The organism is Streptomyces sp. OR43, assembly GCF_008042275.1.
GTDB lineage: Bacteria > Actinomycetota > Actinomycetes > Streptomycetales > Streptomycetaceae > Streptomyces.
The window spans coordinates 2,154,239-2,166,809 of record NZ_RDBK01000043.1; the positions used below are offsets into that span (position 1 = coordinate 2,154,239).

10 protein-coding genes and 1 pseudogene are annotated in these 12,571 nt (G+C 73.2%); 5 read left to right on the top strand and 6 right to left on the bottom strand.

Annotated features, from left to right (window positions below):
- Positions 1 to 4: 4 nt before the first annotated feature.
- The 3 genes from EAO72_RS28530 to EAO72_RS28540 all read right to left on the bottom strand — a co-directional run bounded on the left by EAO72_RS28530 (position 5) and on the right by EAO72_RS28540 (position 2,554).
- The gene (locus tag EAO72_RS28530) at positions 5 to 814 is read right to left on the bottom strand and encodes a hypothetical protein (RefSeq protein WP_410090513.1); all 810 of its coding nucleotides are present in this window, start codon (positions 812 to 814) and stop codon (positions 5 to 7) included.
- Positions 802 to 1,446 carry a SigE family RNA polymerase sigma factor gene (locus EAO72_RS28535; RefSeq protein ID WP_148020032.1) on the bottom strand — a complete coding sequence of 215 codons (645 nt, stop codon included), beginning with the start codon at positions 1,444 to 1,446 and terminating at the stop codon, positions 802 to 804. The genes EAO72_RS28530 and EAO72_RS28535 overlap by 13 nt, the downstream gene beginning before the upstream one ends.
- Before the next feature lie 205 nt (positions 1,447 to 1,651).
- Complete coding sequence (locus tag EAO72_RS28540) at positions 1,652 to 2,554, bottom strand: HhH-GPD family protein (protein ID WP_148020033.1); 903 nt, start codon at positions 2,552 to 2,554, stop codon at positions 1,652 to 1,654.
- A 336-nt stretch (positions 2,555 to 2,890) separates the two neighbouring features.
- Between EAO72_RS28540 and EAO72_RS28545 the strand changes: the two genes are divergently transcribed.
- The gene (locus tag EAO72_RS28545) at positions 2,891 to 3,727 is read left to right on the top strand and encodes a hypothetical protein (protein ID WP_261991657.1); all 837 of its coding nucleotides are present in this window, start codon (positions 2,891 to 2,893) and stop codon (positions 3,725 to 3,727) included.
- Positions 3,728 to 4,084: 357 nt separating this feature from the next.
- On the opposite strand, the gene disA is transcribed toward EAO72_RS28545, so the two are convergent.
- A complete protein-coding gene (gene disA, locus EAO72_RS28550; protein ID WP_114245192.1) occupies positions 4,085 to 5,209 on the bottom strand; it encodes a DNA integrity scanning diadenylate cyclase DisA in 1,125 nt (374 codons plus the stop codon).
- 124 nt (positions 5,210 to 5,333) lie between these two features.
- The gene (radA, locus tag EAO72_RS28555) at positions 5,334 to 6,746 is read right to left on the bottom strand and encodes a DNA repair protein RadA (RefSeq protein WP_148020034.1); all 1,413 of its coding nucleotides are present in this window, start codon (positions 6,744 to 6,746) and stop codon (positions 5,334 to 5,336) included.
- Positions 6,747 to 6,930: 184 nt separating this feature from the next.
- Here radA and EAO72_RS28560 point away from each other — a divergent pair, with 184 nt between their 5' ends.
- The gene (locus tag EAO72_RS28560; RefSeq protein WP_148020035.1) at positions 6,931 to 8,850 is read left to right on the top strand and encodes a hypothetical protein; all 1,920 of its coding nucleotides are present in this window, start codon (positions 6,931 to 6,933) and stop codon (positions 8,848 to 8,850) included.
- A gap of 14 nt (positions 8,851 to 8,864) precedes the next feature.
- Here the strand turns inward: EAO72_RS28560 and EAO72_RS28565 are convergent, their stop codons facing one another.
- Entirely contained in the window at positions 8,865 to 9,713 is an 849-nt protein-coding gene (locus tag EAO72_RS28565) for a hypothetical protein (protein ID WP_148020036.1), read from the bottom strand.
- A gap of 83 nt (positions 9,714 to 9,796) precedes the next feature.
- Here EAO72_RS28565 and EAO72_RS28570 point away from each other — a divergent pair, with 83 nt between their 5' ends.
- The 3 genes and pseudogenes from EAO72_RS28570 to EAO72_RS28580 all read left to right on the top strand — a co-directional run.
- Positions 9,797 to 10,747: a Ppx/GppA family phosphatase gene (locus EAO72_RS28570; protein ID WP_148020037.1), complete on the top strand. Its 951-nt coding sequence runs from the start codon at positions 9,797 to 9,799 to the stop codon at positions 10,745 to 10,747.
- A gap of 94 nt (positions 10,748 to 10,841) precedes the next feature.
- A complete protein-coding gene (locus tag EAO72_RS28575; protein WP_148020038.1) occupies positions 10,842 to 11,666 on the top strand; it encodes a sugar phosphate isomerase/epimerase family protein in 825 nt (274 codons plus the stop codon).
- Positions 11,663 to 12,280, top strand: a pseudogene (locus EAO72_RS28580) (TetR/AcrR family transcriptional regulator); the annotation flags it as partial. The gene EAO72_RS28575 and the pseudogene EAO72_RS28580, both read left to right, overlap by 4 nt.
- Positions 12,281 to 12,571: the final 291 nt, after the last annotated feature.

The following is a 12,571-nucleotide window of genomic DNA, read 5'->3' on the forward strand; positions in this document are numbered from 1 at the left end:
GCCCTCAGTTCTTCGTCGGTTCGGCCGGCTGGGGGAAGTCCCCGTCCCCGGCACCGACGGCTCTGTTGAAGTCGTTGTGCACCCGGTCCTGCTCGCTGAACCGGGTGTTCGCCCAGTGGTACGTGATCACTTCCTCGCCCGAGGGGTAGGCGACCGCGTCCTTCTTCCCGTACACCTGCGTCGTCACCACGAGATCACCGCGGTCGATGGTCCCGTAGACCGCCGGCTGCTCGATGGTGAACACGTTCTCGTACGTACCGTCGGGCCGCGGCCGGTACACATACGTGCCCACGCCGACCGAGTCGCCGCAGGTCATCACGTTCACCACCACGTCGGCGGACGGGCCGCCGGTCAGGGTGCCGTACGAGGTGTCCACCGGGTACTCGTCACCGGTGCAGGGCCTCAGATCCGTCCTGACCCGCTCGCTCACCCCGGAATCCGCCTTGAGCAGACCCACCGCGTCGACCCGGGGCGTCGGCCTCGCCGTGGACGGGACCGTGGCACTGGGCGTGACCTGGGCGACCGGCTGGCTGCCCGCCGGGCCCTCGTCCCGGGTGCCGGTGCCTCCGGTGGAGCAGCTGACGGCGAACAGCCCGAAGGCGGCGAGCCCGGCCAGAGCCGTGCTGCTCGCCGCCCAGCCGGTCAGCCGGGGCCTGCGCCCGCTGCCGGTCCCGTCTCCGGTGGGTCCGCCGGTGAAGGCGGATCCGTCCACGGTGGGTCCGCCGGTGAAGCCGGTCCCGTCCTCCGTGGGTCCTCCGGTGAAGGGGCCGCCGCTCCCGGCGCCGCCCTCACCGCTGCCTGTCAGGCCGCGCACCGCTCCCGCCCCCGCTCGTCGTGACGCCCCTCCCGGGGCGCCCCCGCCTGTGCCCGCGACCGGACCGGGGTCCGGGGCGCCGCGACGCGTACATCCGCCACGCGCTCCCCGTCCTCACGGATCCGCTCCGCACGGCTCGCCGCTTCCCGGCTCTCCAGCTCCTGGCGCAGTCGTGCCAGGGCCCGGTGCAGGGTGCTCTTCACCGTACCGGCCGACATGCCGAGCGCCGCGGCCGTCTCCTCCGTGCTCATCTGCTCCCAGTGTCGCAGCACGACCACGCTGCGCTGCTTGGGAGCCAGCACGCCCAGGACGTCCATCAGCAGGGCGCGGTCCGCGCGCTGCTCGGTGCCGTCCTCGACACTGGCGTCGGGGAGCTGCTCGGTGGGGACCTCGTCCAGCTTGCGCGCACGCCACCACTCGGTGCGGGTGTTGATCATGACGCGGCGCAGATAGGCGTCGGCCAGGGACTTGTCGGCGATGCCGTCCCAGCGGCCGTAGGTGCGGGCCAGCGCGGTCTGCAGCAAGTCCTGCGCGTCCACGGGATCGGGGACCAGCCGGCGCGCGCTGCGCAGCAACGCGTCCTGCCGGGTCCGTACGTACTCCTCGAAACCGAGCACCTCACCCTGCGCCATGACAACCGCCTCCGTCCCCGTGAAACCCCGTAGACCACCGCCAGCCGCCTGGTCGTCGGGCTGACTTCGGTGACGCTACGGAGCGGTTGTCACGAGGCTGTGCGGAGCAGCCGTACGCGGACGCACGGCTGCCCATCGGTTGTGTAACAGCGCAGGAGGAGAGGGACGAAAGGGCCGGTGAACCGGAACGGCCCCGCCCGGTCCGTCAGGTCAGCGGCAGCCGGTACTGGCCGCCCGCCAGCGGTTCGACCAGGCCGTCGGCGACCAGGCCGTCCAGCGCGCGGGCCCGCTGCACCGGCTCCTCCCACACCGCGTCGAGCGCGGACTGCGGGACCGGGGTCACCGACTCGCGCAGCACCGCGAGGAGCCTGCCGCGTACCTGCCGGTCCGTGCCGGCGTAGGTCTGGCCGCGGCGCGGGGGTCCCTGGTGCGCGGGCTTCCCGGCCAGCCGCCAGGCGCACTGCTCCGAGATCGGGCAGCGCGTGCAGTCCTCGTTCTTCGCGGTGCAGACGAGCGCGCCSAGCTCCATCGTCGCGGCCGCCCACCGGGCCGCCTGTTCGTCCTCGTCCGGCAGCAGGGCGCGGGCGAGTTTGCGTTCGGCGGCGGTGGTCGCGTTCGGCGGGTACTGGATGCCGGTCGCGGCCCGGGCGAACACCCGGCGGACGTTCGTGTCGAGGACGGCGTGCCGCTGCCGGTAGGCGAACGAGGCCACGGCGGCCGCCGTGTACTCGCCGATCCCGGGCAGGGCGAGGAGCTGGGCGTGCTCGCTCGGTACGTCGCCGCCGTGCCGTTCCGTTATGGCCTGGGCGGCGCCGTGCAGGCGCAGGGCCCGCCGCGGATAACCGAGCCGGCCCCACGCGCGGACCGCCTCGCCGGGCGGTTGTGCCGCGAGGTCGGCGGGTCGCGGCCAGCGGGCCAGCCACTGCTCGTACACCGGGAGGACCCGGTTGACGGGGGTCTGCTGCAGCATGAACTCGCTCACCATCACGCCCCAGGCGCCCGCTTCGGGGCGGCGCCAGGGCAGATCGCGGGCGTGCTGGTCGAACCACCCGATGACGGGAGTGTGGAGGGAGGTGGGGGGCGTCTGTGTCGCAGTCGTGGCAGTCATCGCACCGTCGATCCTGGCACGGAAGTGCAGAGAGAGGTCAGGGGCACGGGGGTGTCGCCCCTCATAAAAGCCCTTGGAGTGATAGTGACCCCCGTCTTTCCGTGCCCCGCCGGACCCGCGTTCCGGCAAGTGGCGGCACGTCCCGCGAGCCGTTGCGGCAACTGGCCCACGACCCCCGCGCGGAGTCACCCAGAGCGTCGACGTGATCACGTGCGGTGCCCGGAGCGTGCGGGCGGAGCGGGAACGGGCCGCCCAGGATGATGATCCGCAAAACTCGGCCCCCTGTAGCGGCGGGTGGGGCGGGAGTTGGTGCCGTTCTCTCGTACAGTTTGCGCCGTGGGATCTCTGCGTAATCCGATCGGGCCGCTTCCCTCCACCATCTACTGGCGACGGAGGGCGGTAGCGGCGACGCTGATTGCGCTGCTCGCGTTGCTGGTCGTATGGGCCGTCACCAACGGTGGTGGCAACGGGAATCACGACGACTCGCGGGCCCCCGGCTCCGGTCCCGCCGACTCGATCACGCCCGGTCCCTCAGGTTCGGGCCCGGCGATCAGTGAACAGCCGGGCGGACGCGACGAGTCGGGCGACACCGGCGGCAGCGGCGGGAGCGGCGGCGGAAGTTCGGACGCGGGCTCCGGCGGAACCGGTGACGGTACGGGCGACAGCGGCAACGGCGCGGACGCGGAAGCCGGTTCCGGCTCCGGTTCCGGTACGGGCGGTGGCGCCGGCAGCGCGACCGCGGGGCAGCAGCTCCCGCCCGGCTCCTCGCTCCCGGACTGCGCGCCCGCCGCGCTGCGGCTGACGCTGAAGACGGAACTCCGCTACGGGCCCGGCGAGAAGCCGAAGTTCCGGCTGATCGCCACGAACACCTCGTCCACCGCGTGCAAGGCGGACTTCGGCCCGAAGTCCACGGTCCTCACCGTCACGGAAGCCGGCGGTGACGACGAGGAGGTGTGGTCCTCCAAGGACTGCCCGCGCGACGCGGCCGCCGTGCTGCTGAAGGTGCCGGCCGGCGCGACCGTCGAGCACGCCGTGGAGTGGGACCGCGCGAAGAGCGCCCCGAAGTGCGCGACGCCGCCCGCGGGGGCCGTGGGCGCGGGTACGTACCTGGTCGAGGCGAAGGCCCCGGGCGAGCCCGTGCAGCGCGCCTCGTTCGTCCTCGCGAAGGACTGACGACCGCACACGCCTGACCACGGCGCACGCATGACGGCGGCGAACGGCTGACCGACGGCGAAGGACTGGCCGACGGCGAACGCATGACGGCGGCGAAGGACTGGCCGACGGCGAACGCATGACGGCGGCGAAGGACTGGCCGACGGCGAACGCATGACGGCGGCGAAGGACCGGACGGCGGCGAACGGCTGACCGACGGCGAAGGACTGGCCGACGGCGAACGGCTGATGGCAGCGAACGGCTGACGGCGGCGAGGGGCAGGTCCGCGGAGGACCGGGAGCACCCGGAGCGGCGGATGCGCCGGGAGCGGCGCGGTCCGGCGGGTGCGCCGGTCGGCAGGGCTGCCGTTCCGCCCGGCTACACGTACCGTTCGAGGATCGACGACTCGGCCAGGCGCGACAGGCCCTCGCGCACGCTGCGGGCCCGCGCCTCGCCGACACCGTCGACCGTCTGGAGGTCGTCGACGCTCGCGGCAAGCAGCTTCTGCAGGCCGCCGAAGTGCTCCACCAGCCGGTCGATGATCGCCCCGGGCAGTCGCGGTACCTTCGCCAGCAGTCGGAAGCCGCGCGGCGACACAGCCGAGTCGAGCGTCTCCGGGGAGCCGCTGTAGCCCAGCGCCCTGGCCACGACCGGGAGTTCGAGCAGCTCGGTGTGGGACAGCGCGTCCAGCTCGGTGAGCGCCTCGGCCACCGTGCGCGAGCGCTTCGCGGTCGGCTCCGGCACGTAGTCGCGCACGACCAGTTCGCGCTCCGGCTCCACGCCCGCGATCAACTCGTCGAGCTGGAGCGAGAGGAGCCGGCCGTCCGTCCCGAGCTCCACCACGTACTCGGCGATCTCGGTCGCGATCCGGCGGACCATCTCCAGACGCTGGGCGACGGCCGTCACGTCCCGGACCGTCACCAGGTCCTCGATCTCCAGGGCGGAGAGCGTGCCCGCGACCTCGTCGAGCCGGAGCTTGTACCGCTCCAGCGTGGCGAGCGCCTGGTTGGCGCGGGAGAGGATCGCGGCGGACTCCTCCAGGACCCGGCGCTCCCCGTCCACGTACAGCGCGATGAGGTGCATCGACTGCGAGACCGAGACGACCGGGAAGTTGCACTGCTTGGAGACCCGGTCCGCCGTGCGGTGCCGGGTGCCCGTCTCCTCGGTGGGGATCGAGGCGTCCGGGACCAGCTGGACGCCGGCCCGCAGGATCTTGGTCATGTCCTTGTCGAGGATCAGTGCCCCGTCGAGCTTGGCGAGCTCGCGCAGCCGGGTCGCGGTGAACTCCACGTCCAGCACGAAGCCGCCGGTGCACATCGACTCGACGGTCCTGTCCATGCCGAGCACGATCAGCCCGCCGGTGTTGCCACGGAGGATGCGCTCCAGGCCGTCCCGCAGGGCCATTCCGGGCGCGACGGCGGTCAACGAGGCGCGCATCAGCGCCTCGTTACCGGTGCCTTGGCCGGACTTTCCGGGCGATGCTGCCCGGTCGCTGGCTGCCACTGCACTCCTCCGGTCACAGGTTTGCGGTGCCCTCGGGGCCTCTCGTTCGGATCGATCCCGATCCAGATGAAAGACCCTATGTCCCTCATACCGTTCGTACGGACGGGCGAGACCAGGGCAAAGTCTACCGGCGTGCGCCGTCCTCCTGCGGGGCCTGTGCACGAGAGCGGCGTGGGAGCACCCTGAGCGCATCGCCCATGTTGGCCACTTCTGTGACCTTCATACCGGCCGGGACCTTCCCCGGATCGGTCGGGACCAGGGCGTGCGTGAAGCCCAGACGGTACGCCTCGGCCAGTCTGCGCTGGACCCCGGTGACCCGTCTGACCTCGCCCGCGAGGCCCACCTCGCCGATCGCCACCAGGTTCTTCGGCAGGGGTGTGTCGCTGGCCGCGCTGGCCAGGGCGAGCGCGATCGCGAGGTCCGCGGCCGGTTCGGAGAGCTTCACGCCGCCGACCGTGGCGCTGTAGATGTCCCGCTTGCCCAGCGAGCTGATCCGGCCGCGCTGTTCCAGCACGGCCAGCATCATCGAGACCCGGGACGTCTCCAGCCCCGAGGTGGTGCGCCGGGGCGAAGGGATCTGGGAGTCGACGGTGAGGGCCTGCACCTCGGCCACCAGCGGGCGCTTGCCCTCCAGGGTGACGGTCAGGCAGGTGCCGGGCACGGGCTCGTCGCGGCGAGTGAGGAAGAGACCGGAGGGGTCGGCGAGGCCGGTGATGCCCTCGTCGTGGAGCTCGAAGCAGCCGACCTCGTCGGTCGCCCCGTAACGGTTCTTGACGCCGCGCACGAGCCGGAGCCGGGCATGCCGGTCACCTTCGAACGACAGCACCACGTCGACCAGGTGCTCCAGCAGCCGGGGCCCGGCGATCGCCCCGTCCTTGGTGACATGGCCGACCAGCAGGGTTGACATGCCGCGCTCCTTGGAGGCCCGGATCAGCGCCCCGGCCACCTCGCGGACCTGCGCCATCCCGCCGGGCGCGCCCTCGATCTCGGGGGAGGCGACGGTCTGCACGGAGTCCAGGACGAGCAGGGACGGCTTGACCGCGTCCAGATGACCGAGGACCGCGGACAGATCCGTCTCGGCGGCCAGATACAGATGGTCGTTGATCGCCCCGATCCGGTCGGCGCGCATCCTGACCTGGCTGGCGGACTCCTCCGCCGTGACGTACAAGGTGCGGTGCTCGTCGCTCGCGGCCTTGGCCGCCACGTCCAGCAGCAGTGTCGACTTCCCCACGCCCGGCTCGCCCGCGAGCAGCACGACGGCACCGGGCACCAGACCGCCGCCCAGTACCCGGTCCAGCTCGCCCACGCCCGTCGAGCGGGCGGTGGCCTGGCGGCTGTCGACCTGGCCGATGGGGAGCGCGGCGGTGGAGACGCGGCCGGCCGCCGTGGTGCGCACCGCGGGGGCGCCGCCGAACTCCTCGACCGTCCCCCACGCCTGGCACTCGGGGCAGCGGCCGAGCCACTTCGCGGTCGTCCAGCCGCACTCGGTGCAGCGGTAGGACGGCCGGTCCTTCGCGGATTTCGTACGGGCAGCCATGGCGCCACCGTATAGGTGGGGTCGGACAGTGCGGCCCGCCGCGGTGCGGGCGCGGGCGGCGGAGCCCGCGCGAGGGTGCGGAATCATGGATTCCTGTCCCTTATTGAGCGATACGTTCACCCGTAAGGGTTAAATGTGCGCAAGGGGTGCCAGGGCCCTGCCCTGCGCTGCCTACGGTCGCAAGGTGACGAGCAGCAGGCTGGAGACCCCCACGAGCACCCCCGGCGCACACCGGGCGCAGCACCGCGCGCCCCACTCCTCGCCGAAGCAGCCTCCCGCCCGTTACGAGCCGCATCTCGACGGCCTGTTCACGTACTGCCTCTCCGTCCTCTGCGACCACGACGCCGCCACGGAGGCGCTCGGCGGCGTACTGGCGCTGGCCGAGCGGCAGAACGGCCGGTGCCCCACCGGCGAGGAGGAGCGCAGAACCTGGCTGTACGCCCTGGCCAGGTGGATGTGCCTGCGCAGGCTCGGCGAGCAGAAGCAGGGCCGCCGGGCGCACCGCAGGCCCGACGGGCCGCAGGCGCGCAGGCAGCCGGCCAGGGCGCAGGACGAGCGTCGCGGCCCCGCGGTACCGGGGGCCCGCGCGGGACGGCGTACGCCCGGGAGCGCGCACACCGTGAAGCCGGCGTCCGCGGCACCCGCCGCGCCCCCGTCGTCCTCCGCGCTCCGGCCCGCCGCGTCGGCGTCCGCCCCGCTTCTCCCCTCCGCCGCCCCCATGGAGGGCCCCGCGGCCGCCGAGGCCCACCGCCGGGAGCTGGCCCAGCTGGCCTGGCCCGAGGCGGCGGGCACCACCCCGGAACAGCGCGAGGCCCTGGAGCTCGCCGTCCGCCACCGCCTCACCCCGCGCGCCGTCGCCGCCGTCCTCGGGCTGGAACCCGCGACGGCCCGGGAGCTCCTGGCCGCCGCCGCCTGCGAAGTGGAACGGACGAGGGCCGCCCTCGCGGTCGTCGAGAAGGGCAACTGCCCCGCGGTCGGCCGGCTCACCGGCGACCACCGTGTGCTGCTCTCCGCCACCCTGCGCCGCGAGCTCGTACGGCATGTGGACGACTGCCCGAGCTGCCGCCGCGCCGCCGAGCGGGCCGACGCCCGGGGGCCCTGGCCGGGCGCCGCGGTCACGCCCGTGGCCGCGCTGGCGGTCGTCGAGGCGCCGCGGCCCTCCGCCTATGTGGCGATGATGTACGCGCGGAAACATCAGAAGAATCGGTCCGCCACTCCCCGGTTCGACCGGACGGGCTTCCCGATGGACCCGAAGGACCACGCCGCGCGCCGGGACCGGATGCGGTCCAGGGTCATGACGACGACGGTCGTCGCCACGGTCGTCGCCGCCCCCGTGATCGCCCTGTGGTCCGCCTACCGCGGCGCCCCGCTCACCGGTGAGGGGCGCGACGGTTCGGCGGTCACCGCGACCGAGGCGGACGGCGACCACGCGAGCGACGACCCGTACGGCCACTACGAGAACGCGGGCAACGCGCGCCCCGAGCCCGGCCCCGGCTTCACGGACGGCGCCCGCCTCCCGGACGTCTCCGCCGAGGTCATCAGCGTGGGCACGGGCCCGGACGGGGGCGGCGCGGGAGCCGCCGCGGGCCGCCTCACCGTCGAGGCCCGGTCCTCCGGCGGCACGACGACGATCACGCTCACCGCGTCGAAGGCGGGCCCGGTCGTCTGGTCGGCCGGCACGGGCCAGTCCTGGCTGCGTCTGAGCCGCACCTCGGGAACGCTCGGGGCGGGCGACAGCATCACGGTCCGCGTCCTCGTGGACCACGCGCGCGAACCGGACGGGTACTGGACGGCACGGATCGCCGTCGCCCCCTCGGGATCGGTCGTGGCGATGCACGGGTACGGCGGACCGGCATCGACCACCGCGCCCAGGCCGCCCCTGCCGAGCGGCCCGTCCCGTCCGCGCCCGCCCGTTCCGCAGGAGCCGTCGCCGTCCTCACCGGACCCCGACCCGACGCCCACGCCGACCCCCGACCCGACGGGCAGCACCCCGACGGACCCGGGTTCCCCGACGAGCCCGGCCCCGTCCCCGGACCCGACGACGGACTCCCCGTCCCCGTCGGACCCGGGCAAGGGCCCGAGCACCCCGCCGGCGGCGGACTGACGGGCCCCCGGTTTCTACGCGGGGTTCACCGGGTCCGCCGGGTGGGGGGCCATCGGCAGCAGCGAGGAGAGCCGCTCCTCGCACAGCCCGACCAGCCGGTCGTACGCCGGCTTGCCCATCAGCTCGGTGAGCTCCGGCCGGTACGACACGTAGACCGGCTCCCCGGCACCGTGCGCCGATGTCGCCGACGTGCACCACCAGTGCAGGTCGTGGCCGCCCGGTCCCCAGCCCCGGCGGTCGTACTCACCGATCGTCACCTGGAGGACGCGCGTGTCGTCGGGCCGGTCGATCCAGTCGTACGTACGCCGGACCGGCAGCTGCCAGCACACGTCCGGCTTGGTCTCCAGGGGCTCCTTGCCCTCCCGCAGAGCCAGGATGTGCAGGGAGCAGCCGGCTCCCGCGGCGAATCCGGGACGGTTCTGGAAGATGCAGGACCCCTCCCAGCGCCGTGTCTGCCGCTCCCCGTCGTCGTCGGTCTGGACCCAGCCCGACTCCGTGCCCACGTCGTGGAACTGCCACAGGTCCGGCGTGAGCCGGGCCACGTTCTCGGCGACCCGCTTCTCGTCGTCCTCGTCCGAGAAGTGGGCGCCCAGGGTGCAGCACCCGTCGTCCGCGCGACCGGCCTGGATGCCCTGGCAGCCACTGCCAAAGATGCAGGTCCACCTGGACGTCAGCCAGGTCAGGTCACAGCGGAAGACCTGTTCGTCGTCGGCGGGGTCCGGGAACTCCACCCACGCGCGCGCGAAGTCGATCCCCGTCTCGTCGGACCCCTGGGGTCCGTCTGTCTGCGGCTGCTGCATCTCCTGCTTCGTCTTCTGATTCTTCGTGACTTTGCCCGGCTTCGCCTTTTTCGTCTTTGGCACGCGCCCAGAGTAAGACCGCCGAGCACCTGCGCGGGTCCGTGCGCCGGTCCACCCGCCCCCACGGCCGCAGTAGCGTTCTGCATATGAGACTCGGAGTCCTCGACGTGGGGTCGAACACGGTTCATCTGCTGGTGGTCGACGCGCACCCCGGCGCCCGCCCGCTGCCCGCGCACTCGCACAAGGCGGAGCTGCGCCTGGCCGAGCTCCTCGACGGGGACGGGGCGATCGGCCCGCTCGGTGTGGACCGGCTGGTGACGACGATCGCCGGTGCGCTCCAGGCCGCCGAGGACAAGGGCTGCGAGGACGTGCTGGCGTTCGCCACCTCCGCGGTGCGGGAGGCGAGCAACGCCGACAAGGTGCTCGCCCGGGTGCGCGACGAGACGGGCGTCGACCTCGCCGTCCTCAGCGGCACGGAGGAGGCCCGCCTCACCTTCCTCGCCGCGCGGCGCTGGTTCGGCTGGTCGGCGGGCAAGCTGCTGGTCCTGGACATCGGCGGCGGTTCGCTGGAGATCGCGTACGGCATCGACGAGGAGCCCGACGCGGCCGTGTCGCTGCCGCTGGGCGCCGGACGTCTCACGGCCGGCTGGCTGGTCGGCGATCCGCCGGACCCGGCAGAGGTGAAGGAGCTGCGCCGCCACGTACGGGCGCGGATCGCCCGCAGTGTCGGCGAGTTCACCCGCTTCGGCCGCCCCGACCACGTCGTGGCCACGTCCAAGACCTTCAAGCAGCTCGCCAGGATCGCGGGCGCCGCACGCTCCACCGAGGGGCTGTACGTGCAGCGCACCCTCAGCCGCAAGGCCCTGGAGGAGTGGGTGCCGAAGCTGGCCGCGATGACGGTGGAGGAGCGCGGGACCCTGCCCGGAGTCTCCGAGGGACGGTCCGCCCAGTTGCTGGCGGGCGCGCTGGTCGCGGAGGGCGCGATGGACCTCCTGGGCGTCGAGGACCTGGAGATCTGCCCCTGGGCGCTGCGTGAGGGCGTGATCCTGCGCCGCCTGGACCACCTGACGTCGAAGGAGGACGTGGCCCTCAACTGAAGGGGGCCGGTCCCGGGCGTGTCACCGTCATGGCCCTTCTCACTTTCGGCCGGACGCCCTCGGCGCCGCGCACCGCTGCCCGTACGCTGTCTGCGTGGCAGAACCAGTGGTGCGCATCCCGGATGCGAAGGTCGCCCTGTCGACGGCCTCGGTCTATCCGGAGTCGACGGCGACGGCCTTCGAGATCGCCGCGCGCCTGGGCTACGACGGCGTCGAGGTCATGGTCTGGACCGACCCCGTCAGCCAGGACATCGAGGCCCTGCGCCGGCTCTCCGACTACCACCAGGTGCCGATCCTGGCCGTTCACGCCCCGTGCCTCCTGATCACGCAGCGGGTCTGGTCCACCGATCCCTGGGTGAAGCTCCAGCGGGCGCGCGCCGCGGCGGAGAAACTCGGTGCGTCGACGGTCGTCGTCCACCCCCCGTTCCGCTGGCAACGCAACTACGCCCGCGACTTCGTCACGGGGATCTGGCGGATGGCGGACGAGACCGACGTCCGGTTCGCCGTCGAGAACATGTACCCGTGGCGCTACCGGGACCGCGAGATGCTCGCGTACGCCCCCGACTGGGACGTCACCAACGACGACTACCGCCACTTCACGGTCGACCTGTCGCACACGTCGACGGCGCGTACGGACGGCATGGCCATGGTCGACCGGATGGGCGACCGGCTGGCCCACGTCCACCTGGCCGACGGCAAGGGCTCGGGCAAGGACGAGCACCTGGTGCCCGGCCGGGGCGACCAGCCCTGTGCCGAACTGCTGGAGCGGCTGGCCCGGTCCGGCTTCGACGGCCATGTCGTCATCGAGGTCAACACGCGCCGCGCGATGTCCACCGCCGAACGCGAGGCCGACCTCGCCGAGGCGCTGGCCTTCACCCGGCTGCACCTCGCCTCCTCCGCGCAGGTGCCGCGCCCGTGACCGCGGGCGCCGAAGCCCCGGGTCCCAGGCGCCGCGGCCGTCCCGCCCGCACCGCGGCGACGGCGGGGCCCGACGCGCGTACCCGGATCCTGGAGTCCGCCCGCACCGAGTTCGCCGAGCGCGGCTACGACAAGACGTCGGTCCGCGGGATCGCGAAGGCGGCGGGCGTGGACGCGGCGTTGGTCCATCACTACTTCGGTACGAAGGACGAGGTCTTCGCCGCCGCGATCGAGCTTTCCTTCGAGCCCGCCCTGGTGGTCCCGGCGATCCTCGGCAGCGACAAGGACGGCCTGGGGGAGCGGCTGGCCCGCTACTTCATCGCGATCTGGGAGAACCCGGCCTCCAGGACCCCGCTGCTGGCGGTCCTGCGGTCGGCCCTGACCAACGAGGCGGCGGCGGCCGTCCTGCGCGGCTTCGTCCTGCGCCGCCTGCTCGGACGGATCGCGGAACAGCTCGACGTACCCGACCCCACCTTCCGCGCCGAACTGGCGGCCTCGCACATGGTGGGCATCGCGATGCTGCGGTACGTGCTCAGGGCGGAGCCCCTGGCATCGGCGCCCCCGGAAAGGATCATCGAGATGGTGGCCCCCACCCTGCAGCGCTACCTGACGGACCCGACCCCGACCGCCCCGGGCGAATCAAGTCCCTCCACCGATCCGGACGGCGGCCCGGGCGAATCAAGCCCCTCCACCGATCCGGACGGCGGCCCGGGCGAATCAAGCCCCTCCACCGACCCGGACGGCGGCCCCGGCGAATCAAGTCCCTCCACCGATCCGGACGGCGGCCCGGGCGAATCAAGTCCCTCCACCGATCCGGACGGCGGCCCGGGCGAATCAAGCCCCTCCGGCGATTGAGGAGCGGGGCGCGGGGCAGAGCCCCGAAACCCACACGGCCCGCACGCACCC

Coding starts and splice junctions, on each gene's coding strand:
- EAO72_RS28570 (WP_148020037.1), top strand. CDS start 9,797: ATGAGACTCGGAGTCCTCGACGTGGGGTCGAACACGGTTCATCTGCTG.
- radA (WP_148020034.1), bottom strand. CDS start 6,746: ATGGCTGCCCGTACGAAATCCGCGAAGGACCGGCCGTCCTACCGCTGC.
- EAO72_RS28535 (WP_148020032.1), bottom strand. CDS start 1,446: ATGGCGCAGGGTGAGGTGCTCGGTTTCGAGGAGTACGTACGGACCCGG.